This window comes from Alicyclobacillus macrosporangiidus CPP55 (assembly GCF_000702485.1).
In the GTDB taxonomy this organism is placed as follows: domain Bacteria; phylum Bacillota; class Bacilli; order Alicyclobacillales; family Alicyclobacillaceae; genus Alicyclobacillus_H; species Alicyclobacillus_H macrosporangiidus_B.
This window is the reverse complement of the sequence record NZ_JNIL01000001.1, coordinates 2485127-2510634: the sequence shown is the minus strand read 5'-3', so window position 1 is coordinate 2510634 and position 25508 is coordinate 2485127. Positions and strand designations below refer to the sequence as shown.

The 25508-nt window shown below is 61.1% G+C and carries 24 protein-coding genes and 1 pseudogene; 7 read left to right on the top strand and 18 right to left on the bottom strand.

All coding sequences use genetic code 11. The features are described 5' to 3' along the window. Window positions 1-70: 70 nt before the first annotated feature. The 4 genes from N687_RS0112600 to N687_RS0112585 all read right to left on the bottom strand — a co-directional run bounded on the left by N687_RS0112600 (window position 71) and on the right by N687_RS0112585 (window position 3899). Entirely contained in the window at window positions 71-2053 is a 1983-nt protein-coding gene (locus N687_RS0112600; RefSeq protein ID WP_029422182.1) for a molybdopterin-containing oxidoreductase family protein, read from the bottom strand. Then, window positions 2050-2259, bottom strand: a complete 210-nt coding sequence (locus N687_RS0112595; RefSeq protein ID WP_029422181.1) for a DUF951 domain-containing protein — start codon at window positions 2257-2259, stop codon at window positions 2050-2052. Before N687_RS0112595 ends, N687_RS0112600 begins: the two co-directional genes overlap by 4 nt. Then, entirely contained in the window at window positions 2256-3158 is a 903-nt protein-coding gene (locus N687_RS0112590) for a mechanosensitive ion channel family protein (RefSeq protein ID WP_051663213.1), read from the bottom strand. Before N687_RS0112590 ends, N687_RS0112595 begins: the two co-directional genes overlap by 4 nt. 153 nt (window positions 3159-3311) lie before the next feature. After that, a complete protein-coding gene (locus N687_RS0112585; protein WP_029422179.1) occupies window positions 3312-3899 on the bottom strand; it encodes a hypothetical protein in 588 nt (195 codons plus the stop codon). Between the two features lie 88 nt (window positions 3900-3987). Here N687_RS0112585 and yyaC point away from each other — a divergent pair, with 88 nt between their 5' ends. After that, complete coding sequence (gene yyaC, locus N687_RS0112580) at window positions 3988-4599, top strand: spore protease YyaC (protein WP_051663212.1); 612 nt, start codon at window positions 3988-3990, stop codon at window positions 4597-4599. On the opposite strand, the gene N687_RS0112575 is transcribed toward yyaC, so the two are convergent. The 14 genes and pseudogenes from N687_RS0112575 to rpmH all read right to left on the bottom strand — a co-directional run bounded on the left by N687_RS0112575 (window position 4593) and on the right by rpmH (window position 16212). Continuing rightward, window positions 4593-5492: a diacylglycerol/lipid kinase family protein gene (locus N687_RS0112575; RefSeq protein WP_081841361.1), complete on the bottom strand. Its 900-nt coding sequence runs from the start codon at window positions 5490-5492 to the stop codon at window positions 4593-4595. The genes yyaC and N687_RS0112575 overlap by 7 nt on opposite strands. Before the next feature lie 3 nt (window positions 5493-5495). Next, window positions 5496-6008, bottom strand: a complete 513-nt coding sequence (locus N687_RS0112570) for a DUF4446 family protein (RefSeq protein ID WP_029422176.1) — start codon at window positions 6006-6008, stop codon at window positions 5496-5498. 141 nt (window positions 6009-6149) lie between these two features. Next, a complete protein-coding gene (locus tag N687_RS0112565; protein ID WP_231493612.1) occupies window positions 6150-6875 on the bottom strand; it encodes a DUF554 domain-containing protein in 726 nt (241 codons plus the stop codon). Window positions 6876-6892: 17 nt separating this feature from the next. After that, window positions 6893-7771 carry a ParB/RepB/Spo0J family partition protein gene (locus tag N687_RS0112560; RefSeq protein WP_029422174.1) on the bottom strand — a complete coding sequence of 293 codons (879 nt, stop codon included), beginning with the start codon at window positions 7769-7771 and terminating at the stop codon, window positions 6893-6895. Then, a pseudogene (locus N687_RS0112555) lies at window positions 7764-8563 on the bottom strand (ParA family protein). The gene N687_RS0112560 and the pseudogene N687_RS0112555 overlap by 8 nt, the downstream one beginning before the upstream one ends. A gap of 176 nt (window positions 8564-8739) precedes the next feature. Further along, window positions 8740-9570, bottom strand: a complete 831-nt coding sequence (gene noc, locus N687_RS0112550) for a nucleoid occlusion protein (RefSeq protein ID WP_029422172.1) — start codon at window positions 9568-9570, stop codon at window positions 8740-8742. 224 nt (window positions 9571-9794) lie between these two features. Then, a complete protein-coding gene (rsmG, locus tag N687_RS0112545; protein ID WP_051663210.1) occupies window positions 9795-10499 on the bottom strand; it encodes a 16S rRNA (guanine(527)-N(7))-methyltransferase RsmG in 705 nt (234 codons plus the stop codon). Then, window positions 10492-12375, bottom strand: a complete 1884-nt coding sequence (mnmG, locus tag N687_RS0112540; protein WP_029422170.1) for a tRNA uridine-5-carboxymethylaminomethyl(34) synthesis enzyme MnmG — start codon at window positions 12373-12375, stop codon at window positions 10492-10494. The genes rsmG and mnmG overlap by 8 nt, the downstream gene beginning before the upstream one ends. 20 nt (window positions 12376-12395) lie before the next feature. Continuing rightward, window positions 12396-13778: a tRNA uridine-5-carboxymethylaminomethyl(34) synthesis GTPase MnmE gene (gene mnmE / locus N687_RS0112535; protein ID WP_029422169.1), complete on the bottom strand. Its 1383-nt coding sequence runs from the start codon at window positions 13776-13778 to the stop codon at window positions 12396-12398. Between the two features lie 135 nt (window positions 13779-13913). Further along, entirely contained in the window at window positions 13914-14594 is a 681-nt protein-coding gene (gene jag, locus N687_RS0112530; RefSeq protein ID WP_051663209.1) for an RNA-binding cell elongation regulator Jag/EloR, read from the bottom strand. A gap of 33 nt (window positions 14595-14627) precedes the next feature. Next, entirely contained in the window at window positions 14628-15386 is a 759-nt protein-coding gene (locus N687_RS0112525) for a YidC/Oxa1 family membrane protein insertase (protein WP_029422167.1), read from the bottom strand. Between the two features lie 13 nt (window positions 15387-15399). Beyond that, on the bottom strand, window positions 15400-15609 hold the full coding sequence (gene yidD / locus N687_RS21135) for a membrane protein insertion efficiency factor YidD (protein ID WP_419670160.1): 210 nt from the start codon (window positions 15607-15609) through the stop codon (window positions 15400-15402). A 48-nt stretch (window positions 15610-15657) separates the two neighbouring features. Then, window positions 15658-16056 carry a ribonuclease P protein component gene (gene rnpA / locus N687_RS0112520; protein ID WP_231493468.1) on the bottom strand — a complete coding sequence of 133 codons (399 nt, stop codon included), beginning with the start codon at window positions 16054-16056 and terminating at the stop codon, window positions 15658-15660. A gap of 21 nt (window positions 16057-16077) precedes the next feature. Then, window positions 16078-16212 (bottom strand): 50S ribosomal protein L34, encoded by a 135-nt coding sequence (gene rpmH / locus N687_RS0112515; protein ID WP_029422165.1) that lies wholly within the window; start codon window positions 16210-16212, stop codon window positions 16078-16080. Window positions 16213-16639: 427 nt separating this feature from the next. On the opposite strand from rpmH, the gene dnaA reads away from it, so the two are divergent. The 6 genes from dnaA to gyrA all read left to right on the top strand — a co-directional run bounded on the left by dnaA (window position 16640) and on the right by gyrA (window position 25294). Continuing rightward, complete coding sequence (gene dnaA, locus N687_RS0112510) at window positions 16640-18031, top strand: chromosomal replication initiator protein DnaA (RefSeq protein ID WP_051663208.1); 1392 nt, start codon at window positions 16640-16642, stop codon at window positions 18029-18031. A gap of 306 nt (window positions 18032-18337) precedes the next feature. Continuing rightward, window positions 18338-19465 (top strand): DNA polymerase III subunit beta, encoded by a 1128-nt coding sequence (gene dnaN / locus N687_RS0112505; RefSeq protein ID WP_029422163.1) that lies wholly within the window; start codon window positions 18338-18340, stop codon window positions 19463-19465. A 22-nt stretch (window positions 19466-19487) separates the two neighbouring features. Further along, window positions 19488-20603: a DNA replication/repair protein RecF gene (gene recF / locus N687_RS0112500; RefSeq protein ID WP_029422162.1), complete on the top strand. Its 1116-nt coding sequence runs from the start codon at window positions 19488-19490 to the stop codon at window positions 20601-20603. A gap of 8 nt (window positions 20604-20611) precedes the next feature. Then, entirely contained in the window at window positions 20612-20854 is a 243-nt protein-coding gene (remB, locus tag N687_RS0112495; protein WP_029422161.1) for an extracellular matrix regulator RemB, read from the top strand. Between the two features lie 62 nt (window positions 20855-20916). After that, window positions 20917-22821, top strand: a complete 1905-nt coding sequence (gene gyrB, locus N687_RS0112490; RefSeq protein ID WP_156040136.1) for a DNA topoisomerase (ATP-hydrolyzing) subunit B — start codon at window positions 20917-20919, stop codon at window positions 22819-22821. 19 nt (window positions 22822-22840) lie between these two features. Next, the gene (gene gyrA / locus N687_RS0112485) at window positions 22841-25294 is read left to right on the top strand and encodes a DNA gyrase subunit A (RefSeq protein WP_029422159.1); all 2454 of its coding nucleotides are present in this window, start codon (window positions 22841-22843) and stop codon (window positions 25292-25294) included. The last annotated feature ends 214 nt before the right edge of the window (window positions 25295-25508 follow it).

The window sequence follows — 25508 nt, the reverse complement described above, 5'->3', positions numbered from 1 at the left end:
AGGGGATGGCGGCACTGCAGTGGCCAGCCACCCCCTTACTTCGTCACGGTGCCAGTCTTGGGAGCGGTCATCACGCCCGTTTGATCAGCGGAGCGATGCTGCATACACAGTCGTATTGAGCGGTCTGACGGCCAAAATCGGCCTGATGGGCCTTCGTCAGGTGGTTGATGGTGATCCCCTGCCCCCACCACCCGGACTCCAGCCGAATGGTGCCAGGGTGGCCGCCCGACCTCACTTTCACCCGCACCACCAGTTCTGCCTGGTCATTCCACAGCCGCGCCAATTGTCCATCCTGCAATCCCTCGCAGGCAGCGATCTCGGGCGGCACTTCTGCGACCGGGTGCTCTGGAAGACGGGGTGCATCCCGGTGCTGAGAGTTTTGAGACTGCCGGGGATGAATGGTCAACAGGGAATACGCATGCTCCGAGGGCATCTCCTGCCTCGGCACGTAGACGGCGTGGCCTGGGTGGCCCTCCGCGACTGCCGTGGCCGAGAAGAATTCGTACTTACCGCTTGGAGTGAGGAAGCGCCGATCCGCCCATGGCACCTCTGGCACGGGCAAGCGGACCGTTCCCTCCTCGCGAAGCCGCTCCAGGGTGATCCCTTGCTTCGCTGCGGGTGCCAGAGCCAGCCGAAACCATTCGTCGACCGGTTTACGCATGTGGTCTCCAAACCCGAGCCTGTCCGCCAGTCGCGCGAAGATCTCCCAGTCTGGCAGGACCTGTCCCTGCGGCGCCACGACCCGATGCATATAGGTGACGTACCCGTGCCACATGGTGGAGTACACCAAATCCTCATCCTCCAGGGCGTGCGTGCAGGGCAGGAAGTAATCAGCCATTTCGGCTGTCCTCGTCAGAAACTGATCCACCACCACCTTGCACGGGATCGTGGCGTACGCCTTTTCCAGCGCCGCTGCGTCTGGCACTTGCGTCAGCGGGTTGGTCCGCGTGACGAACAGCATTCGAATGGGCGGGTCGGCCGACAGGATTTCCTGCGCCTGCGTCCCGCGAGAGAATTCTCGAACACGAGCGCGGCTACGGCCGGTCAGCGCGTCTTCGTCGAAGAACTGCGGCATCGCTCGGTTGGCATACTGCACACCGCCGCCAGGCAACCCAATCTGGCCCGTGGCAGCGCACAGGGCGTCAATGGCCCGAATGGCGTTGCCCCCGCCGGGATAGCGCTGCATTCCGAGGCCCAACAGGGTGGACACGGGGCGCGTCTGACCGTAGAACGCGGCCAGCGCGCGGATGGTCTCCGCCGGAACGTCCGTCAGCGCAGTGACCGTCGGAAGATCAAACGCGTCCAACGAAGCCGCCAGGCGCTCCCAGCCGACGCTGTGTTCGGACAAAAACGCTGCGTCCAGCCAACCTTCGTCACGGCAGACGCGGAGGGCACCGAGCGCCAAGGCGCCGTCGCTTCCTGGGCGCGGATGGACCAAAAGGTCTGCCCGGGCGTCCAGGTCCGTGGGCAGCGGATTGACGACGGCGAGCCGCGCGCCTTTTGCCAACGCCCGTTTGATGAACGGCGTCATGTGGATGTTCGTGACGCTGACGTTGCGCCCCCACACAACCACGGCGGCGGCGTTCTCCAGGTCCTCCGGCGCGTGGCTGCGCGCTTGCCCGAAGTCATACCGCTGCGCCTCCAGCCCCGCTTCCCAGCAGAGACTGCCCACCGTCTCCGTGCATCCGCCGAGCATGTAAAAGAAGCGTTGGATCAAATTCTTGAGCAGCGTTCCTGAGCCCCAGTCATATGCGTGCAGGATGGCGTGGTGGCCGTCATGGTCCAGGGTGTCCCGGATGCGATCCGCAATCTCGCCCAGGGCTTGCTCCCACGTCACCCGCTCCCAGCGGCCGTTCACTTTCTTCAGCGGATGGAGCACGCGATGCGGCGCGTACAGCCGCTCGTGTAACCGGCGCCCCTTCGTACAGAGGAATCCTCGCGTGACGGGATGGTCCGGATCCCCCTCCAGGCGTACCACGCGGCCATTCTCCACTTCGGCGAGAATGCTGCATGTGTCCCAACAGTCCAACGGGCAAGCCGTTTTCACCTTCATGTCGTCGTCCCTCCGGTCTCCGGCCGGGCCAGGACCTTGCGGACCAACCTTTCAAACCGGCTGCGCGGGATCAGCACGCTGTGTCCGCACCGTGCACACTTGACCCGGATATCCATGCCCATCCGGATGACGACCCACTCATTGGCACCGCACGCATGGGGCTTCTTGAGTTGCACGGTGTCTCCCAGCTGAAAAGGGATGGTCACTCTGGGCGCCCTCCTTCCGTCTCACGGGCGGCGGTGCCCACGCCACTCCCCGCAGGCATCGGATTGTGCACCCAGATCTCGCGTTGCGGCGAGGCCAGGGGGATGCCGGCGCGATCGAACGCTTCCTTGATGCGCAGCCGACACAGCCGTTCCACCCCAAATTGGTTCATGGGACGGCACTCGGCGGTGGCGCGCAAGGTCACCTCCGCCTGAGTGATGGCCTGTACACCGAGTACCTGGACCGGGCCGACCACGTCGTCACTCTCGGAGGCCACCTCCCGCATAACCGTCTCCATGACAGCCATGGCCCGCTGGAGGTCGGCGTCACTGCGCACGCCGACATCGACGACAGCGAGGGAATTGTACCTGGAATAATTCGTCACCTGCTGGATCTGGCCGTTCGGGATGATTTCGATCTCGCCGGTCCAGGCCCGGATCCGAGTCACGCGCAGCCCAATGCTGTCAACGGTCCCCGTGAAGTTATTGATCTTCACGTAATCGCCGACCCCGTACTGGTCCTCGAAGAGGATGAACAGGCCGGTCAGGACGTCCTTGATCAGGCTCTGCGCACCGAGACCGACGACCAGGCCGGCCAACCCCGCGCCGGCGAGCAACGTCTGCACGTGAAAGTTGCACAGTTCGAGAAAGATGAGAAAGTAGATGAAATACAGCGTGTAACGAACGACATTGTCCATCAGCGAAGCCAACGTGCCTCGCCTGCGTTCGTCCATCTTGACGGCCGGTGAATTCAGCAGCCGATGCACCGTCCGAACGCCGATCCGGATGGCGATGCGGGTGAGGATGAAAAACCCCACGATGCCGATGATCCGGCCGGCCACCGTCCGTGCCGCTCCAGACAGGAACAGGTCCCTGGCGGCGGATTCCAACGTGTGAATCATGATCCCCACCTTGTGGCCAGAATTCGCCGCTTTCTATGATAGCACACGCGTGTCCCGGACACCGCTCCATCGCCGTGCCAGGGGTGCGATTCCAGGGAATCGTGATCACGGAGGACGATCCGCTCCGGATGTGTCATCGGGTACCCTGAACACTCAGGACAGACCGCGCCAACCGGCGATCGCCGCCAGAAGGCGCACCGCCCAGGATTGATGCATTTCCACCCCCACCCAGTGAAAGGCGTCCATCCAGGCGAGATTGGCCAAGGTGACCGCGAGGAGACCGGCGACGTAGACGCCACACAACGCCGCGCAACCGGTGGACGCAAGGCGCTCCTTCCACTGGGCAGCCATCGCCCGCCGGTCCCACAGCGCGTCGGACAACGAGGCGCTGGTGACAAACATGGTGAAGACCGCGAAGGTCACGCATGCCGTGAAGACCACCTGCACGACGTGCCAAGCGATCCATTGCGTATGCGTCAGAGATGCGCTGGCCGGTTCTGGAGGGAGCCACGATGCGAGTGCCATGACACTGTCCGCTTGGTCTCGGATGTGCCGTTCCACCCACAGCATGGCTGGACTGGCCGGAGAAAGCCAGTGGGTCATCACCCAGCCTGATGCCTGCACGCCTGCGTAGCCGGCCGCCAACACACCACCGGTGTAGGCGAGCACCTCGTATACACCGCGCCCCGCCAACAGCAACGTGCACCAGGTGGCTACCGCCAACAGGGCGACGTCGACCATCGTCTTCCCCCTTCCTGCCGAGGCGTCCAGGTATAGTCCAAGGTACGCCTACGTATACTAGGAATATTCCGGTTTGGGAGGATTTCTTGTGCGCGATGACGCGTCTCGACACAACGCATGGGCGGGTTCGTTTCCGGGCTTTCGAATTCCCTTTGATGACGAACTGGCCGTTCCACGATTGAGCGCGGCGTTGGACCAGATGTTTCAGCGCGCCGATGATCGCGAGATTGTGGTGGTGTGCGTGGGGACGGATCGATCTACTGGAGACGCCTTCGGTCCCATCATCGGCACAAAGCTCCAGCACTCCACCGATGTGACGGTGTACGGAACCCTGGACGAGCCTGTTCACGCCGTCAATCTCGGCGCAACCTTGGAGCGGCTGCAAAAAAAGCACGGCCGGCGGCCGTTCGTGCTGGCCGTCGACGCGTGCCTCGGAAGATTCGATCACGTCGGTCAGATCATCCTCGAAGAAGGCCCCCTTCGCCCAGGGGCTGGGGTCAAGAAATCTCTGCCGGAGTTCGGCGACTTCACGTTGACCGGCGTCGTCAACGTCTGCGGATTCATGGAATACTTCGTTCTCCAGAACACCCGCCTCGGCGTGGTCATGCGCATGACGGACACCGTCGTCGAGGCGCTCCGCAACAGCCTGTACCGGCTACGCACCCGCCAGCGGATCATCGAGTCGGTGCAGGGTCATTGACGACCGCGGGGCAAGCAGACGCGCAACAGGTCCGACCGGCATTCCAATTCAACCCGCCCGCGCCCGGACACCTGCTCACCGTCGAACTGCCCGCGGTACGTTTCACCTTCAAAATCGAGCACGATGCGCTTGGCCCGGCCCATGAACACGCCGGGCAGGCGGACGTGCGTCCCCTTGTAAATGGTCGGGAAGGCCTTCAGTAAACCGGGTTTGGTGAAGCCGTGCGCGACGCACACGTCGAACATCCCGTCGAACTGGCTCGCCTCAGGCGCGATCTTCATCCCACCCGCCAATCGAGGACCGATGGCGGCCACGAGGATGGTGACCCGTTCGAACCGCATCTGTTCCCCGTCCAACTGCACCTGCACGTTGTAAGGGCGATGGCGAAGGATTACGACGGGGAAGGCGACCGCGTACCCGAAGGTGCCACGTTGTTTTACCCAGGAATGCCCTTCGACGAAGTGGACGATATCGGCGTCGATACCGAAACCCCCTGCATTGATGAACAACCGCTCCCCCACCTGCGCGACGTCCACCGGCCTGGGCTCGCCGGAAAGCAGAACATCGACCGCGCGAGCCGGGTCTTCCGGAATCCCGAGCGCCGCGGCAAAATCGTTGCCCGTCCCGGCCGGGATCACTCCGAGAGACAATCCCTCTCTTACAGCGATGGCAGCGGCGTGGTGCACGGATCCATCGCCGCCTACCGCGACCAGCACGGTATCTTTCGACAGTTGATCGAAGGGAAATGGCTGTCCAGCCTGTGAAGAGGTGTATAGCAGGTCTGGGTGAAGTTTTGCGTGCTCTTCGAGTCTCGCGCGCACGCGCTCCCAAACCCGGGCCGCGCGGCCTCTCCCGGCAATTCGGTTCACCAAGAAATGAAAATGTTTCGGCATCCGTCACACCCGTATCGGAGATTTTCTCTCTGGATTCGGCTGAAGCCCCTCAATCACCTGCCGCTCCTCGTCCGTGAGCGGATAGGCGGATTCGCCGGCCTTCACCGGTTTCGCGTATGTACGCGACTCTTCGCGGCCGTAGATGGACGAGATCACCACGCCGTCCGCGTGATCGTCGAGCAGCGCGATCGAAAAGCTCAAGTCGCTGCCCGTGTCGGCAAAGGCGTTGTACCGGATGACGCGGGCCGTGGAGATCTTTCGCTCCAACTGAGCCCGGAGCTGTTCGATCTCGGCACGGGCCGATTGCAGCGCCCCCTCGAGCTCAGACACGCGATCCAGCGTCCGCGCATAAACCTCCTCCAGATCCGCTGTGGCGTGGATGCTCTTCCACTTGCGAAACCGTCGGTTCAATCGGCTCCCAGTCCAGCACGCGACGCAAGAGAGGATGAAGGCAATCAGGGCAAGAACCCATGCGGCCAGGGATCCCCATTGTAGAACGCTCCAGGTGTCCGGCATGTTCCCTCTCTCCGTTTCTGTTCAGGACCCGCCGTCGCAGATCCCGGATTTTCTCACATCATGTTGCCCTCAGGATTCAAACAGGTTGCAGATGCCGGCGGGATATCACATTTTGGCATCCCGCGCGTGATACGATCTTCCTCATCCAAGGTGCCACCAGGCATGAAGGGCATAGTTCACGTGAGGCGCCAACCCTTTGAGCACCGCTGCGACCAGCATCGCCGGCAGCAGGTTGCCGACCGCGATTTTCTTTACCCCGAGGATGGTGAGGCCAATGCCGACGATCAACAGCCCGCCCGTGGCGGTGAGGCAGGCGATGACCGCCTCATTCGCCAACGCCATGCCGATGACGCGGGCTGCTAAAGCGATGGCACCTTCGTAGACGAAAACCACCACGGCCGCCAGATAGACGCCGGGGCCGAAGGTCGACGCGAAGATGATGGCAGTGAACCCGTCCAACATCGACTTGACGTAGAGCGTGTCATTCTGCCCCTGTACCCCGCTTTGAATCGCGCCCACGATGCTCATGGAGCCAACACAAAACACCAGGCTCGCGGTGACGAAGGCCTGTGCCACCCGCCCGGTGCCGATGGTTTTGAATCGCGATTCGATCCGCTGGCCGACGCGGTCCAACCACGGTTCAATGCCCATCCATTCGCCCAACGCGCCACCGATGGCCATACTGACGACGATGATCAGAAGGTCCGCGGTATCCGACAGCGCCATGCTCAACCCGATGAGGATCACCGCCAGGCTGAGTCCTTGCAGAATGGTCGACTTCGTGCGCTCCCCGATGCCCGGAATCCATGTGCCGATGGTCGTCCCGATCACGATGGCCACCGCGTTGACGATGGCACCCAACAACACCAACCGTCCCCACCGTCCTACTCGACTCGCGCTGAGAACAAGCCAAGAATACGTTCCAAATCTTCCTGGGAGAAGTATTCGATCTCAATCTTGCCGCGTTTCTTCCCGTGGCGAATGTGGACCGGCGTCCCGAGAAACGCTCTGAATTGGTCTTCGTAGTGCCGGACAAACACATCCACGGGGTTCGGTGACCTCGTCTTTGTCCCCCGATTTGTCTGTTTTGTTTCACGTGAAACATTTTTCTTCTGAGGATAGATCAAAGACTCCAGTTCTCGAACGCTGAGCCCCTCCTCCGTGACCTTGCGTACCAGCTCCGCCAGCCGTCCCGTGTCCTCCACCGCGAGCAGGGCCCGCGCATGTCCCATGGTCAGCTTCCCTTTGGACACCATCTGGCGAACCTCATCCGGCAGCTGCAACAGACGCAACATGTTCGCCACATGGCTCCGGCTCTGCCCCACCCGCCGTGCCAACTCATCCTGCGTCAGCCCCGCCCGCTCCATCAGGTTCTGATACGCTTCCGCGATTTCGATGGGATTCAGGTCTTCCCGCTGCAGATTTTCGATGACCGCGATCTCCATCAATTCGACGTCAGACAGATCCCGAACCACAACCGGCACAGTCGTCAGTCCGACCATCTGCGCCGCCCGGAAACGCCGTTCCCCTGCCACGATATCGTAGCCCCGAACGGCGCTCCGCCGCACGATCAAAGGTTGAATGATGCCATGTTCACGGACCGACTGCGCCAGTTCTTCCAGCTTCTCTTCGTTGAAGTCTCGGCGCGGCTGATACGGGTTCGGCCTCAGATCGCGGATATCCACCGAGGACACGGTGTCGTCCTCGGTCACATTGAGCGGGATCAGCGCCTCCAACCCTTTTCCGAGTCCCCTCTTACTCAATTCTCAACACTTCCTTGGCGAGATCCATATAAGTCTCAGCGCCCTTCGACTTCGCATCATAGAACACGATCGGCTGGCCATGACTCGGCGCTTCACTCAACCGGACGTTGCGCGGGATGATGGTGCGATACACCTTATCACGAAAATACTTCTTCACATCCTCAATCACCTGCAAACCCAGGTTCGTGCGCGCATCCAGCATCGTCAGCAGCACCCCCTCCACCTCCAGAGAGGTGTTCAAGTGCTTTTGGACGAGGCGCACGGTGTTCAACAGCTGGCTCAACCCTTCCAGGGCGTAATACTCGCACTGAATGGGGATCAACACCGAGTCCGCGGCCGTCAGCGCGTTGACCGTCAATAATCCCAGAGACGGCGGGCAGTCGATGATGATGTAGTCGTACCGGCTCCTCAGCGGCTGCAAGGCCCGGCGCAGCCGGACCTCCCGTGAAATGGTCGGCACCAATTCAATCTCGGCCCCGGCGAGCTGGATGGTCGCAGGCAAGACCCACAGGTTCTCCACCGCCGTCGGCAGAATCGCCTCCTCTACCGGGACGTCATTGATAATCACATCATAGACACAGTAGCGCACATCCGCCTTATTGATACCGATTCCAGACGTGGTGTTGCCCTGTGGGTCGATGTCTATCAGTAGCACTCGCTTGCCGAGACAGGCCATGCAAGCGCCCAGGTTCACCGTCGTCGTTGTTTTCCCTACGCCGCCCTTCTGGTTGCCACCGCTATTACTCGACCACTGGACACCAGCGCGACCTCCTTACAGACATCCAAATGCATAAAGCAATTCCCATTGTACTGCAAAACGATTCCGCGGGGGACGCATTCTCGCAAGGGATGATTCGGGTGGCACAATCCGGATCAGGCCGAAGGCGCCACCCGGCCCGTCCCCGCCGCTGGCGGAGTCGCGCCGGGCAGCTTGAGCGGCTTCCGTAGAGGAGATGACGAAGATAGATTCAAGAGGACTTCTTAGGAACGCGGATCACGAACTCGTAGAATTGCTCGGCGTCCTTCTCCTCGCACGTCACCGTCAGGCCGGATTTTTCAATCATCTGCAAGGATTGCCGGATGGTGTTCACCGCGAGGCGGACGTCCCGAGACAGCCCTTTCCGCCTGGGTTTCCTCTTTGGCTCCGTCTGCAGGGATTCGAGGACCGCCTTTACGCGTTCCTCCATCTGTTTGACGTTCCAGCCCCGCTGCATGCACTCACGCAACAGCTTTACCTGCAGTTCTTCCGAAGGCAGAGCCAACAGGGCGCGGGCGTGCCGTTCCGTGATGCTCCGTTTCAGCAGGGCATCCTGCACTTCCTGAGGCAAATTTAACAAGCGGAGCTTATTGGCGATGGTGGATTGGCCCTTGCCTAACCTCTGCGCCAAGCTCTCCTGTGTCAATCCGTGCAGTTCCAACAGCTGTTGATATGCGACCGCTTCTTCGATCGGCGTGAGCCCTTCGCGCTGGAGATTCTCAATCAACGCCGCCGAGGCCGTCTGCGCATCGTTCAGCTGGCGGACAATCGCCGGAATGGTCGCCCAACCCAACGACTTCACCGCCCGCAGGCGGCGTTCTCCAGCGATCAGTTCGTATTTGCCCTGATGCCGGCGAACCACGATGGGCTGGATCACGCCGTGCGTCTGGATGGTCCTCGCCAACTCAGCGATGCCCTCTTCATCGAACACACTCCGCGGCTGATACGGATTGGACACGATCTCGTCGACCGCGATGTCCATCACCGCCGTATCCTCTGCCTGTTCGCGCACACCAAGCAATCGACCCCATGTCTCTCTCATACCCGGTGTCCCCTCATTCTGTTTCAGTCTCCCGACCATCCGTCTTCCTCTTGTTGACTCAGAGTACGACTCTTGCGGGCGGATTCCTGCCTCTTCGACAAAAGTTCCCTTTTTTCGCCAACCTCCGACGGCATCTTCCACCTGGACCGCCGTCCGCAGACCATGGCCAAGTATCGACTGAGACTCCCATCCGCTCGCACCCTCTGCTACGGCCAGGGCTTGGTTCAAGCCAACGGATGGCGCTGCGGCGTACCCGCCTTGCGCGGGTAGCGCGCAGGAACCGCGCTGCGCTGTTCCACCACCACCAAGCTTCTGCGCCCTGCACCGCTGGGCAATTCCAGATCGATCACCGTCCGGACAGCCCCGCCCAAGAGATGCGCCGCTTGCTCACCGGAAGCCAACTCATCCACCACGCCGGGTCCCTTCCAAGCGATCGTCACCCCGCCCGGCCGGATGAACGGCATCGTCAACTCCAGTAACACCGCAAGGTGCGCCACCGCGCGTGAGACGGACACGTCGAACTCTCCCCTCAGACTTTCCTGCCTGGCCATGTCCTCCGCTCGTCCGTGTACCACCTCGACGTTTCGCAGACCCAACCGCTGCGCGACCTCTTGCAAAAAACGCACGCGTTTCTGCAGCGCGTCCAGGAGCACGAATTTCAAATCGGGAAAGCATATGGCCAGCGGCAAGCCGGGGAACCCCGCACCCGTACCGACATCAACCACCCTCGCCCCTTTGGACAGGGCCCTCCATTCGTCCAAGCCCGCCACCGTCACGCTGTCCACGAAATGCTTGACGAACACCTCGTCCCGATCCGTGATGGCGGTGAGATTCACGCGTTCGTTCCAAGCCATCAGCGTCTCATAATACACCGAGAACGGGCCGGCATGTGCTGCGACCAACGCCTCCGCCTGCCGCACGTCAAGCATTGGCCGCCTTGCCCTTCTTCTGTTCGAGATACACCAGGAGAATCGAGATATCCGCAGGCGTCACACCCGGGATCCGCGCCGCCTGGCCGACCGTCTGCGGCCGGATCTTCGCCAGTTTTTCCCGCGCCTCGGACGACAGCGCATGGATGTCCGCATAGATCACGTCGGCCGGAATCCGGCGCTCCTCCAGTTTCCGCAACCGTTCGATCTCCTGCTGCTGCTTTTCGATGTACCCGGCGTATTTCACCTGGATCTCCACCTGTTCCGCCACCTCAGCAGGCACCGAATCGTCGGCCGGACGTATCCGATGGACGTCCCCGTAGGAGACTTCCGGGCGACGGAGCAATTGCTCCAACGCCACCGCCTCATCCACCGGCCTCGATCCGATGGCCTCCAGCACCGGATTCGCCTCCTCAGGATGCACCCGCGTCCGGCGCAGCCGCTGGATCTCCACCTCGATGCCGGCGCGCTTGCGCATCATCGCATCGTAATAGCGTTCCGGCAACAGCCCAATCCGGTAGCCTGTCTCCATCAGGCGCAGATCCGCGTTGTCGTGCCGCAGCAGCAGACGGTACTCTGCCCGCGACGTGAGCAGTCGGTAGGGTTCGTTGGTCCCTTTCGTCACGAGATCGTCGATCATCACGCCGATATACGCATCCGATCGCGCCAGCACCACCGGTTCCTCGCCTTTCACCTTGCGCGCCGCGTTGATCCCCGCCATGATACCCTGCCCGGCCGCCTCCTCGTAGCCTGACGTGCCGTTGATCTGCCCGGCGGTAAAGAGGCCTTCTACGGATTTGCTCTCCAGGCTCGGCCACAGCTGCGTGGGGACAATGGCGTCATACTCGATGGCGTACCCCGGGCGCAACATCTCCACGTTCTCGAGTCCAGGGATGGTGTGCAAAAGCCGGATCTGCACGTCCTCCGGGAGACTCGTGGACAACCCCTGCACATACCATTCCGACGTGTTGCGTCCCTCCGGCTCCAGGAACACCTGATGGCTGGGGCGATCGCGGAAGCGCACGACTTTGTCCTCAATCGACGGGCAGTACCGAGGGCCCGTCCCTTGAATCTGGCCCGAGTACATCGGCGCCCGTTCTAGGTTCTCCAAGATCAGCTCATGGGAGTGTTCATTCGTATAGGTCAGCCAACAGGGCACCTGCTCGCGCGGCGGGATGTCCGGATCGTACGAGAAATGCTGCGGCTCCGGATCGCCCGGCTGTACGATCAGTTTGTCGAAGTCGATGGTGTTCCGGTTGACGCGTGGCGGCGTACCGGTCTTGAATCGGACGAGATCGAATCCCAGATCCAACAGGCTCTCTGTCAACTTCACGGCCGGCATCTGACCGTTGGGCCCGCTCTCGTAGGACACTTCACCGATGAAGATGCGCCCGCGCAGATAGGTCCCCGTCGTCAGGACGATCGCCTTTGCGTGATACTCGGCGCCCGACTTCGTCACCACGCCCTTCACGCGCCCGTTCTGGGTCAAGATCTCCTCCACCATGCCCTGCTTCAACGACAGGTTGGGTTGATTCTCGAGCGTGCATTTCATCGTCAACCCGTACAACGCCTTGTCCGCCTGGGCGCGCAGCGCCTGAACCGCCGGCCCCTTGCCGGTGTTCAGCATGCGCATCTGAATGTACGTCCGGTCGATGTTGCGGGCCATCTCACCACCCAGGGCGGCGATCTCCCGTACGACGATGCCTTTGGCAGGCCCGCCGATGGAAGGATTACACGGCATGTACGCGATGGTGTCCAGGTTGATGGTCAGCAACAGCGTCCGGCAGCCCATCCGCGCTGCCGCCAGGGCCGCCTCGCATCCGGCATGCCCCGCCCCAATGACAATGACCTCGTACGATCCGGCAAAAAACCGCATCCCGTTCCCCCCTTTTGGCCTCACTTGCCGAGGCAGAACTGAGAGAAAATTGCATCGAGGAGATCTTCCCCAGCCTCCTCCCCGATGACCAAGCCAAGCGACCCGTACGCCGCCTGCAGTTGCACCGCCACCACATCCAGCGTGGCGCCGATGGACGCCGCATGCACCGCATCTTCCAGGTCCCGCCGGGCGCGGCGCAGCAGATCCGCCTGCCTCGCGTTCGTCATGTACGCCGCTTCGGCGGTCCGCACCTCGCCCCCCAGGACCGCGCGCTCCATCTCCTCCTCCAGCATACCAAGGCCGCTCGCCGACTTCGCAGACACGTGAACCACCGGGTCACTGCCCGTCCACGCCCGGATCTCGGCGTCTTCCCACGCGGACGGCAGGTCGGACTTATTCACCACGACCACCCGCGGTCTGCCGCGCGTCTCCGTCAGCAACTGGACATCTTCTTCCGTCAGCGCCTCGCTCCCGTTCAGCACCAACAGCACCAGCTCCGACTGCACGACCATTTCCCGGGAACGTTCAACGCCGATGCGCTCGACCACGTCCTCCGTCTCGCGAATGCCTGCCGTATCCACAAGCCGGAACGGAATCCCGCGCAGGTTGACATACTCTTCGATCACGTCGCGGGTCGTCCCCGGGATGTCGGTCACGATGGCCCGCTCCCGGCGCAGGAGAGCGTTCAACAAAGAGGATTTCCCGACGTTCGGCCGGCCGGTGATGGTGGTCACGACCCCCTCGCGCAGGATCTGGCCGACTCTCGCGTCGGCCAACAGGCGATCGATCTCCGCCATCAACGATTCTCCCACCGCCACGACCTGTTCACACGCCACGGCCTCCACGTCGTGCTCCGGGTAGTCGAGCGTGACCTCCACATGAGCCTGCAATTCCAGGAGGCGACGGCGCAAACCGCGCACCACCTCGCTGAAGCGGCCCTGCATCTGCGCCCACGCCGATCGGCGGGCCAAATCCGTCTTCGCTCGAATGAGGTCCATCACCGCCTCGGCCTGGGACAGGTCGATGCGGCCGTTCAAAAAGGCGCGCTTCGTGAACTCCCCCGGCTCCGCCAACCGTGCCCCGGCCTGCAGGACAGCCTCCAGGACCGCCTCGATCACGCGGATTCCCCCGTGCACCTGCAACTCTGTGACATCCTCCGCCGTGTAACTGCGCGGCCCCGGCATCCAGAGCAGGATGCACTCGTCGATAGGCCGTTCCTCAAAGGGATCGATCACCGTTCCATAAAACAGCCCTCTATGCGCCGGCAGGCGTGCGTGCCGCCCGGAAGGCAGGCGGAACACCCGGTCCACCACATCGCGCGCCTGCGCACCGCTGACGCGCACCACACCGATTCCCGCCTCACCGAGCGCCGTCGAGATGGCCGCAATGGTGTCCGACTGCAAGTTCCTTCCCTCCTTCACGCCCCAGCACTCGTCCGAGTCACCGCTAAGCGGGTAAAGCCCTTCGCTCCATCCATTCCGGACAGAGGAAGGGCGATGAAATGCATCCAACACGCGTTGTCGAGTTTGCCGCGCGAGTCACCGGCTGTGGCGCCGCGTTCGTGCAGACCTCGCCGGTTCGGAGGAGACCACCGGGATGATCACGACCTTTCGGTGCGGATCCGAACCCTCGCTCGTGGTCGTGACGTCCGTCCTGCCCTGTAGGTATGTGTGGATGACCTTCCTGTCCGATGCCGGCATCGCCTCGAGCCAAACGGGGCGTTTCGTCCGGACAGCCCTCGCCGCAGCGCGCTCCGCCTTCTTCTCCAGGCTTTCCCGCCGCCTGCGCCGGTAATCGCCGCAATCCAGCGAGATCCGAATGTGCCCTTCCCGGCCTTGGTTCGCGATCACGTTGACCAAGTATTGCAGCGCATCGAGGGTACTCCCCCGGCGGCCGATGACCAGGGCCGCATCCTCCTCGGCGCAATCGACGTGCAAACACACGCTGCCGTCCTCGGAGAGTCCCGTTCGGACATGTACCTCCGCCCGTATCCCCATCCGTCTTAATACGCCTTCCACAAACTCCTGGCAGATCTCCTCCACCGTTGGGATGACGGATACCTCAACCCGCGCGTCTCGCCCGCCGATAAATCCGAACCTCGGTTTCACCGGCTCTTGGAGAACGCGTACCTGTACCCGTTCTCTTGGAACTCCCAACCGCACCAGAGCGGACCGGACCGCGTCTTCCACGGTGCGACCAGTCGCCACCACCGTCTTCACGTGACCATTCCCCTCTTACCGGCGCCGCCGGGATCAACGACCGCCCTGGGTACTTGCGGCGTTGGCCGGCCGAACGCGGATAAAGTACGTCTGCACGGTTGTGAAGATATTGCTGTAGATCCAGTATAGCGCGAGCCCGGACGCGAACCGGCTGCCGATGAAGAAGATGAACACCGGCATGACGAACAGCATCATCCTCTGTTGCGGATCGTTGCCCGTCATCATCACCTTCGACGACAGATAGGTGGTAATGGCGGCGATCAGCGGCAGGATGTAATAATGATCCGGCTGACCCAGGTGGAAAATCCCCAGGAAGGTGCTGCTATTCAAGGCGGGGTTTCCTTCGATGGCGCCAAACAGCGCATACAGAATGGGCAACTGAATCAGCATCGGCACACATCCCGCCATCGGGTTGACCCCGTACTTCTGATACAGCTTCATCATCTCTTCCTGAGCCTTTTGCGGGTCACCTTTGTATCGTTCACGCAGTTTCTGCATCTCTGGCTGAATCTGCTGCATTACCTTCGAGAACCGGATTTGGCGCACCATCAACGGGAGGATCAACAACCGCACGAGCACGGTCACGATCAACAACCCGACACCGTAACTGCCGCCCGTATACTTCGAGAAAAAGTCAATCACGGCGGAAACCGCCTTCAGGATGTCGCCCCACGTGTTCTGCGGCCAGTCCCCGGGATGCGTAGGATACATCGCGCAGCCGGACAAGGACAGCATGGCGACGGCGCCAATCACCCACTGCCACGCGCGATTCCTGCGAGTTTTTGAAGCCAACAGACGATTCCTCCTATTTTTGCGTTGGCACAGGGTCAAAACCGCCAGGATGCCACGGTCCGCACTTCACCAGCCGCCGCAGGGCCAGCAGACCGCCTTTCCACGCGCCGAAACGCGTGACGGCCTCCAACGCATATTGTGAACAACTGGGAACAAATCGACACCGAGGCGGCGTCAAAGGGGAGATGGCCACTTGGTAGAACCGGATGAGCTTCAACATCATCCAACGCACCACGAATCCTCTTCCGCCCCCATTCTATCATCTTCCCCATCATACCATGATTTTGGCCCGTTTGAGCAATTTCATCAGGTCCCCGTACAGATCGGCGAACGATGCCTCCGCCGCTGCCGGCCGGCAGACCACAACCAGATCGACCGGCTTCGGCGCCAGCTCCGCTTTGAGCGTCAGGAAGCAGGCTCTCAGACGCCGCTTCACGCGGTTGCGCACCACCGCGTTTCCAACCTTTTTGCTCACCGAAATCCCGGCGCGGTAGTGCCCTTCCCGGTTCTCCAGCCAGTACAGGACGAGGCGGGCGGTCGCAGCCGATTTACCTCTCTGGAAGACCCGCCGAAAGTCCCTGTTTTCCCTCAACCGGTACTCCCGCTGCACCATGCGCCACCCTTTCCGCCGCCCGGATCCCACACCAACGGCGATATGAAAAAAGGCCACATGGCGTGGCCCTCTATCCCTTTATGCGGACAATACCTTGCGTCCCTTGCGACGGCGAGCAGCCAGCACTTTGCGGCCGTTTTTCGTGCTCATGCGCTTGCGGAACCCGTGCACCTTCTTGCGCTTGCGCACGTTGGGTTGATATGTCGGCTTCAAACAGGCCACCCCCTTTTTCACAAGAAAAACACTGGCGAACATTATACCCAACCCTGCGCCATACTGTCAAACAGAACCCATCGCATGGACGACTGTACCGGCTGGCTTCTCCTGGGCGTACCTCTTCGGGCACATGCCCCCCTGCGGGGCTTCCACAGATCGCCCACAGGTTGTCCACATGTGTACAACCCTGTGGAAGCCATCCCTTGCACACAGGGGATCCTGTGTATAACTTACCCTCCCAATTGCAGATGCGCTGCAAAATCTGATATGATTAGACACGCTACGACACCGTGGTCTTGTGGATAACTACAGACATCCACAATTTTATCCACAACCTGTGGATAAAATTGTGCACAACCTCGACACCAATCCACCTCCCCATCGTGGCCAGCTTCACCACGCCGTTCAGGAGGCTTTTCTTTTCATGAGTCCTGTGAGCAGCGCGTTTGACGCGGTCTTCTTTCAAAATCTGTGGGACAAAGTACTTGACATGCTCGGGGAACAGATGAGCGGTCCCTCCCTCCAAACCTGGTTCGGCGGCACGCAAATTGTCGACTACAACCCGGAGGAGAACTGCATCACCATCTTTGTACCGACCACCTTCGCGCGGAATTGGATCCATAAAAACTACAGGGAAGTCATCCGTTCGTTTCTGACCACGCTGACCGACCAGGAATACACGTTGAAGTTCACCACCAGCCTCGATCCGGCGCAGGATGCGGAGAAAGCGCCTTCAGAAGCTGGCGTGGAAGCAATGCCCGCCGCCGACGATACGATCAAGGCCGATGCCCTGCCGCTCAACCCGCGTTACACCTTCGAAACCTTTGTCATTGGCAACAGCAACCGGTTCGCACATGCCGCATGCCTGGCCGTTGCCGAACGTCCGGCCGAACGGTACAATCCGCTGTTCATCTACGGCGGCGTAGGCCTTGGCAAGACACACTTGATGCACGCCATCGCTCACCACGTGATGCGCCGGAAACCGGAACTGAAGGTCCTGTACCTCAGTTCCGAGCGATTCACCAACGAGTTTATCGCCGCCATCCTCGACAACAGCACGGGCGACTTTCGCAACCGCTACCGCAACATCGATGTCTTACTGATCGACGACATTCAGTTTATCGCCGGCAAGGAGTCGACTCAGGAGGAATTCTTCCATACCTTTAACGCGCTGCACGAGGCCCACAAACAGATCGTGATCTCGAGCGATCGGCCTCCGAAGGAGATCTCGACACTGGAGGACCGGCTTCGCTCCCGGTTCGAGTGGGGACTCATCACCGACATCCATCCACCGGACTTGGAGACGCGGATCGCCATTCTGCAGCGAAAGGCGAAAGCCGACGGGATCGACCTGCCAGAGGAGGTGGCGTATTTCATCGCCACGCAGATCGACTCGAACATCCGTGAACTCGAGGGCGCTTTGGTCCGACTCATCGCTTACTCGTCACTCGTCAACCAAGACATTTCGCTCGAACTGGCGGAACAAGCGCTCCAGGAGATGATCGCCCACCACAAACCGCGCATTGTCACCGTCGAGCAGATCCAAAAGGTGATCAGCGATCACTTCGGCCTCAAACCGGACGACCTGAAGGCCAAAAAACGAACCAAGAATGTCGCCTTCCCGCGTCAAATCGCTATGTACCTGGCGCGCGAGCTCACCGATCTCTCCCTTCCGAAGATCGGCGAATCGTTCGGCGACCGCGACCACACGACGGTCCTGCACGCGTGCGAGAAAGTCAGCCAAGAACTCGCGCGCGATCCGCAGTTAAAGGCCACGGTGGAACGGCTGGCGGAAGCCATCCGGACGCTGTTCTGAAGACATGCCAAAGGACACGGCCACCCGGGTTGTCAACAGCCCGGTGGAGAAGCCTCGCCTGATGATACAGCTTGTCCACAGGTTATCCACATGTGGATAACCTGTCATTTGCAAGGATCTGAGTCACATATCCACAAGATGCACAGGACTTATTACTGTTTTTACTTCTTGATCACGATATGATCAGATCCTGATCCTTATTCCTCGGCTCCGCGATTTCATCGCGCGCCGACACAGGCTGACAGGATTTGTCCGGCATCTCTCGCCAGACACTAGAGCCTATGCAGAAGGGAGCTCACCCATGCCATGAAATTCACCATTGCCCAACCGGCGCTGCTCAACGTCCTGCAAACCGCGTCTAAAGCGGTCGCCGTCCGGACGACCAAACAGGTCCTCACTGGCATCCTGCTGCAGGCGGAAGCCGGCCGTTTAATTGCCACCGCGTACGATCTTGAACTCGGCATCCGCGTCGAAGTTCCGGCTGACGATGTCAACTTGCTCTCTGTCCAAGAGCCCGGCGCCATCGTCCTGTCCGCCCGCTATCTCGCCGACGTCGTGCGAAAGCTGCCCAACCGCGAAGTCTCCGTCGGAGTCGGTTCCAACTACATGACCGAGATCCGCTGCGGCCAGGTGGAATTTCATCTGCATGGCATCGATGCCGCGGAATTCCCCTTACTGCCCGTGTTCCAGTCCAGTCAATCGCTCCAGGTCACCAGCGACCACGTTCGCGAACTGGTGCGCGCCACCGCATTCGCCTCGGCAACATCAGAGGTCCGGCCGATCCTCACCGGTGTGCACGTGGAACTCGGTACCGGCCGTCTGCAGTTCACCGCAACCGACGGGCTCCGCCTCGCCACCCGCTGGATCGGCTCCGCGGAAGCCGGCGATTCCGCCTGGAACGTCATCATTCCCAGCAAGTCGCTCGTCGAGCTGGCGAAAATCCTGCCTGACGACAACGTGCCCGTCCAGCTGTACGTATCGGACAGCCACAGCCTGTTCGTGGTCGGCACCACGCACTTTTACACTCGTCTCATCGAAGGCACATACCCGGACACCACCCGGATCATCCCGAGCACCCACCGCACCGAAGTGGCCATCGATGCGGGCCTGATGGCCGATGCGGTCGATCGCGCGGCCCTCATCGCCCGCGATCGCGAAAACCATATGGTGCGTTTCGAGATCAGTGGGACCTCCATTCAGGTGTCGTCGAGCTCTTCGGAGATCGGCAACGTCTCTGAACGCATTGAGGCCAACCGCATGGAGGGGGACGACCTGTCGATCGCATTCAATGCCCGGTACGTCCTGGACGCGCTGCGCGCGCTGAGCGCCGACGAGGTTGTGCTGCAATTCAATGGCCCCAACCAACCGTTCACCATCCGGGAATCTGGGGCCGAAAATGGCCTCCAACTCATCTCGCCAATTCTCTGGAGGTAACCTTCAACCGGCGGAACCGACGATGCACATCGAATGGCTGGAACTGACGCAGTACCGAAACTATACACACCAGCGGATCGAATTCTCCCCGGGGGTGAATGTATTCATCGGCGAGAATGCCCAGGGGAAGACGAACGCTCTCGAGGCCGTGTACTTCCTCGCCATGGGCAGGGCGCATCGGACATCGCGCGACGCCGATTGCATCCAGTGGGGAGCCGACGGTGCTCGCGTCAGCGCGCAGGTCATCACCGCGGGCAGGCCACGAACCCTGGCGGTCGAACTGCACCGCGGCGCCAAACGCGCCGAGGTCAACGGGGTTCTGCAGGCGAAGATGACTGATTTCGTCGGCCACTTTCAGGTGGTTCTGTTTGCACCGGAAGATCTCCAGCTGGTGAAAGGGGCGCCAGCCGCACGACGCCGGTTTATCGACATGGAGATCGGCCAGACCCAGCCCAAGTATCTCTACCACCTGGCCCAGTATCAGCGCGCACTTCAACAGCGCAACGCGTTCCTGAAACAGGACCGGGTGGATAACACCTATCTGGAGGTGCTCGAGGCGCAGATGGCCGACCACGGCGCTGAGGTGGTGGTGCGGCGCCACGGGTTTCTGACGCGCCTGCGCGGCATCGCGCAACGGATCCACGACGAGATTTCCGATGGCCGGGAGCGCTTCACGTTCCAATACCGAAGCCCTCTCGAAGGGTTGGGGGAGGCTGGATCGATTTCAGTCGCAGAGGTCCGCGAGGCCCTTCTGCAGGCCTTGGCAACCCGCCGTGCGGCCGATCTGCAAACCGGCCACACGTCGGTGGGCCCGCACCGCGACGACCTGTTGTTCTTCATCGACGGACAACCGGTGCAGTCCTTCGCGAGCCAAGGCCAGCAGCGGACCATCGCCTTGTCCCTCCGCCTGGCCGAGATGGACTTGATCCGGGACGAAGTCGGTGAGTACCCCGTGCTCTTACTAGACGACGTGTTGTCGGAGCTGGACAACACGCGCCAACAGCGGCTGGTGTGGTCGATGAGTGAAAAAGTGCAGACCATCCTCACGACCACGGCGCTGTTTCCCATACAAGGCAACCTCCGTCTGGCTGCGCGTTTGTTTCAAGTGCGTTCTGGTATAATACAGAAGGAGGGGTAGGTGTTTCTGTGTTTATACATCTCGGCGGAGACACCGCGGTGCGCGCGAAAGATATTGTCGGCATCTTTGATATGCGCGGAAGAGCCGACTCAGCCAATGAGGCCTTTCTCGGCCGAGCCGCCGAGGGCGGCCGGATTGTGACCGTGGAAGCGGGTCCGTACAAGTCCTTTGTGGTGACCGTGGACCAGATCTACTATTCCCCCATCTCTTCTGCCACCCTGAAACGACGGGCACGCCAGACCGGCGTGTGATCCGTCCGCGCACTGATTCGGCTTGACACCGTCTAGGACGACATACGCTGGAGGGAACGGTATTGCCAGAACCGCAGGTCTACGACGAAACACAAATTCAAGTGCTGGAGGGTCTGGAGGCGGTGCGCAAGCGGCCCGGCATGTACATCGGGTCGACAAGTTCGCGAGGATTGCATCACTTGGTCTGGGAGATCGTCGACAACGCCGTGGACGAGGCGCTGGCCGGGCGGTGTACCCGAATTGTCGTTCAGATTCACCCGGACAACAGCGTCACCGTGATTGACAATGGCGCGGGTTTCCCCGTCGGGATTCATCCGAAGACCGGCCGTCCGGCCGTGGAGACCGCACTGACCGTGCTGCACGCCGGCGGTAAGTTTGGCGGCGGCGGATACAAAGTCTCTGGTGGACTGCACGGGGTCGGGGCGTCCGTAGTGAACGCCCTGTCCGAGTGGATGAAAGTGGAGGTCCATCGGGACGGGAAGATCTACGTCCAGGAATACCAGCGCGGCGAGGTCATGTACGACCTGAAGGTCATCGGAGAAACGGACAAGACCGGCACCAAGGTCTCCTTCAAACCGGATCCGGAGATTTTCACAGAGACCACGACGTTTGACTCCGAAGTCTTGCAGAACCGGTTGCGCGAGCTGGCATTCCTGAACGCAGGCCTCGAAATCGTTCTGGAGGACGAACGGGAGGACAAGCGGTACGTCTACCATTACACGGGCGGCGTCGCCGAGTTCGTCAGGTTTCTCAATCGGACCAAGGACGTCTTGCATCCGGATCCGGTGTTCGTGTCCGGCGTGAAGGACGAAGTGACCGTCGAGATCGCCCTGCAGTACAACGAAGGGTACTCGACGACCCTGTTCTCGTTCGCGAACAATATTCACACCCACGAGGGCGGCACGCACGAGGCTGGCTTCAAGACTGCGCTCACACGCGTGATCAACGACTACGGGCGGAAGATGAACCTGATCAAGGAAAACGAGAGCAACCCCACGGGAGACGATGTGCGCGAAGGCCTCACGGCCATCGTCAGCGTGAAGGTGCCCGAACCGCAGTTTGAGGGCCAGACGAAGACCAAACTGGGTAACAGTGAGGTTCGGGGCATCGTCGACGGGCTGTTTTCCGAACGGTTCCAGGCGTTCCTCGAAGAGAATCCGGCGGTTGCCAAACGGATCGTCGACAAGTGCCTGACGGCCGCTCGCGCCCGCGAGGCGGCCCGAAAGGCACGCGAGCTGACCCGCCGCAAGAGCGCCCTGGAGGTCAGTTCACTGCCCGGGAAATTGGCAGACTGCGCATCCAAGGACGCGTCGGTCTGCGAGCTTTATTTGGTCGAGGGCGATTCCGCGGGCGGGTCGGCCAAACAGGGGCGCGACCGCAATTTCCAGGCCATCCTGCCGCTGCGCGGAAAGATCATCAACGTGGAGAAGGCGCGCCTCGACAAGATCCTGTCCAACAACGAGATCCGCGCCATCATCACCGCACTCGGCACCGGGATCGGCGACGACTTTGATATCACGAAGGCGCGCTATCACAAGATCGTGATCATGACGGACGCGGACGTCGATGGCAGCCATATTCGCATCCTGCTGTTGACCTTGTTCTACCGTTTCATGAAAGACCTGATCGATCATGGCTACGTCTACATCGCCCAGCCGCCGCTGTACAAGGTGCAGAAGGGCAAGCAGGTCCGCTACGCCTATTCGGACGCAGACCTCGAACGAGTCCTCCAGGAGGTCGGCCGCAACGGCGTCAACATCCAGCGGTACAAAGGCCTCGGCGAGATGAACCCGGAACAGTTGTGGGAGACGACGATGGACCCGGAAAACCGGACGCTCCTGCAGGTGACGATGGAGGACGCGGTGGAGGCCGACATGATCTTCAACATCCTCATGGGCGACAAGGTGGAACCGAGGCGGGAGTTCATCGAGGAACACGCCCGTTTCGTACGCAACCTCGACATCTAGGGATGGGAGTTGAATCCGTTTGCCGGAGGATTTTGCGAGCAAGGTTTTGCCTATCGATCTCAGCCAGGAGCTGAAAAACTCGTTTCTGGATTACGCGATGAGCGTGATCGTCAGCCGGGCCATCCCGGACGTCCGGGATGGCCTCAAACCGGTTCACCGGCGCATCTTGTACGCGATGTACGAGGTCGGCATGACGCCCGACAAACCGTACAAGAAGTCCGCCCGCGTGGTCGGCGATGTGCTGGCGAAGTATCACCCCCACGGCGATGCGGCGGTGTACGATGCGCTCGTGCGCATGGCCCAGGATTTCTCGACCCGCTATGTGCTGGTCGACGGCCACGGCAACTTCGGCTCCATCGACGGCGACTCTGCAGCGGCCATGCGGTACACGGAAGCCCGGATGTCGCACATCGCACTGGAGTTGCTGCGGGACATCAACAAGGAGACGGTCGATTTCGGTCCGAACTACGACGGCAACGAGCAGGAACCGCTCGTCCTGCCCTCGCGGTTTCCGAATCTGCTCGTCAACGGGTCCTCCGGTATCGCCGTCGGTATGGCGACCAACATCCCGCCGCACAACCTCGGCGAGGTCATCGACGGCGTCGTGATGCTGATCGATCAGCCGGATGCCACGGTTGATGACCTGATGCGGGTCATCAAGGGGCCAGATTTTCCAACCGGGGGCATCATTCTCGGCCGGGAAGGCATCAAGAGCGCGTACGAGACAGGCCGGGGCTCCATCGTGGTGCGTGCGAAGACGCAGTTCGAAGAGATGGGCGGCGGAAAGACGCGGATCGTCGTCACGGAGATCCCGTACCAGCAGAACAAAGCCCGGTTGATTGAGAAGATCGCCGAGTTGGCGCGAGACAAGAAGATCGACGGGATCACGGACCTGCGCGACGAATCGGATCGCAACGGGATGCGCATCGTGATCGAACTGCGCCGCGACGTCAAACCCCAGGTCGTGTTGAACAACCTGTTCAAGCACACGGGCCTGCAGAGCACGTTTGGCGTCATCACCCTCGCCTTGGTGGGCAACCAGCCCAAGGTGCTGAGCTTGCGAGAGGTGCTCTCCCTCTATCTCGATCACCAGCGCGAGGTGGTCACACGGCGTACGCAGTACGACCTCAATAAGGCGGAGGCGCGGGCGCACATCCTCGAAGGCCTGCGCATCGCGCTCGAATTCCTGGACGAGGTCATCGCGCTGATCCGCGGATCGGCGGACACGGACACGGCGAGAGAAGGACTTATGTCGCGCTTCCAGCTCTCCCACGAACAGGCACAGGCCATCCTCGATATGCGACTGCAGCGGTTGACGGGTTTGGAACGGGAGAAGATCGAGAGCGAGTATCAGGAGCTGCTCAAGACCATCGCCGACCTTCGCGCCATCCTGGCGGACGAGAAGCTCTTGATGGGCGTGATCCGCAAGGAGATCCTCGAGATCAAGGAGAAATACGCGGACGATCGGCGTACGACCATCGTCAACGCGGAAGGGGACATCACGGAGGAGGATCTCATCCCCGTCCAGGACGTCGCCATCACCATCACGCACGCGGGCTACGCGAAGCGGGTGCCGGTGACGGCGTACCACAGCCAGCGCCGCGGCGGGCGCGGCATGACCATGATTGGGACGCGCGAAGAGGACTTCGTGGAGCACATGTACATCACGTCGTCCCACCATCACCTGTTGTTCTTTACGAACAAGGGGCGGATGTACAGCCTCAAGGCGTACGAGATCCCCGAGTATGGCCGGCAGGCCAAGGGGCTCCCCATCATCAATTTGCTCAACATCGACGCGGATGAAAAGATCTCCGCGGTCATCCCGGTCCGCACCCTGACGCCGGACGACGCGGACCAGGTGTCGCTGTTCTTTGCGACGCGCAGCGGGATCGTCAAGAAGACGCCGCTGGCCGAGTATGCCAACATCCGCAAGACGGGCTTGATCGCGATTCACCTTAAGGAAGAGGACGAAGTCATCGGGGTGCACCTGACGGATGGCAATCGCGAGATCATCATGGCGACGAAGCAGGGGATGTCGATCCGCTTCCACGAGTCGGACGTCCGACCGATGGGACGCGCGGCGACCGGTGTGAAAGGCATTCAGCTTGCACCCGATGACGAAGTCATCGGCATCGACGTGGTGGAGCCGAACACTGAGGTACTGGTGGTCACCAGCCGAGGGTATGGTAAGAAGACTCCTGTCACCGACTATCGCATCCAAACGCGCGGCGGCAAGGGCATTAAGACGGTCAATGTCACGGAGAAAAACGGACCCGTGGTCGGACTGAAGATGGTGCGGGATGAGGACGACCTGATGATCATCACGAATGCCGGTGTGGCCATCCGGATCCACGTGGACAGCATCTCCACCCAGAGCCGCTACAGCCAGGGGGTGAAGTTGATCAACGTCCCCGAAGGTGAAGAGGTGGCGACGGTGGCACGGGTGGTGCAAAATGAGGACGATGAGGGTTGAACAGCATCCCGGCTGGTGAGTCGGGCGAAATACCTTGACGCACATGTCGGAAAAGGATGGTGCGAGGGATGAGTGGACTCGAGGAACTCCTGGTTCGCCAGGGGGCGATGTTCCTTGGTTTGATCGTACTGATTGGCGTGTCGTACATGGTCTTCAATGCGTTGGTAAAAAAGGACTGAAGAATGGATCGGTCATCACGGTGTCTCCGGGCCAG

Coding starts and splice junctions, on each gene's coding strand:
- dnaN (WP_029422163.1), top strand. CDS start 18,338: ATGAAATTCACCATTGCCCAACCGGCGCTGCTCAACGTCCTGCAAACC.
- N687_RS0112590 (WP_051663213.1), bottom strand. CDS start 3,158: ATGATTCACACGTTGGAATCCGCCGCCAGGGACCTGTTCCTGTCTGGA.
- dnaA (WP_051663208.1), top strand. CDS start 16,640: ATGAGTCCTGTGAGCAGCGCGTTTGACGCGGTCTTCTTTCAAAATCTG.
- N687_RS0112570 (WP_029422176.1), bottom strand. CDS start 6,008: ATGCCGGACACCTGGAGCGTTCTACAATGGGGATCCCTGGCCGCATGG.
- recF (WP_029422162.1), top strand. CDS start 19,488: ATGCACATCGAATGGCTGGAACTGACGCAGTACCGAAACTATACACAC.
- N687_RS0112575 (WP_081841361.1), bottom strand. CDS start 5,492: ATGCCGAAACATTTTCATTTCTTGGTGAACCGAATTGCCGGGAGAGGC.
- noc (WP_029422172.1), bottom strand. CDS start 9,570: ATGAGAGAGACATGGGGTCGATTGCTTGGTGTGCGCGAACAGGCAGAG.
- N687_RS0112600 (WP_029422182.1), bottom strand. CDS start 2,053: ATGAAGGTGAAAACGGCTTGCCCGTTGGACTGTTGGGACACATGCAGC.
- N687_RS0112585 (WP_029422179.1), bottom strand. CDS start 3,899: ATGGTCGACGTCGCCCTGTTGGCGGTAGCCACCTGGTGCACGTTGCTG.
- yidD (WP_419670160.1), bottom strand. CDS start 15,609: ATGATGTTGAAGCTCATCCGGTTCTACCAAGTGGCCATCTCCCCTTTG.
- mnmG (WP_029422170.1), bottom strand. CDS start 12,375: ATGCGGTTTTTTGCCGGATCGTACGAGGTCATTGTCATTGGGGCGGGG.
- rsmG (WP_051663210.1), bottom strand. CDS start 10,499: ATGCTTGACGTGCGGCAGGCGGAGGCGTTGGTCGCAGCACATGCCGGC.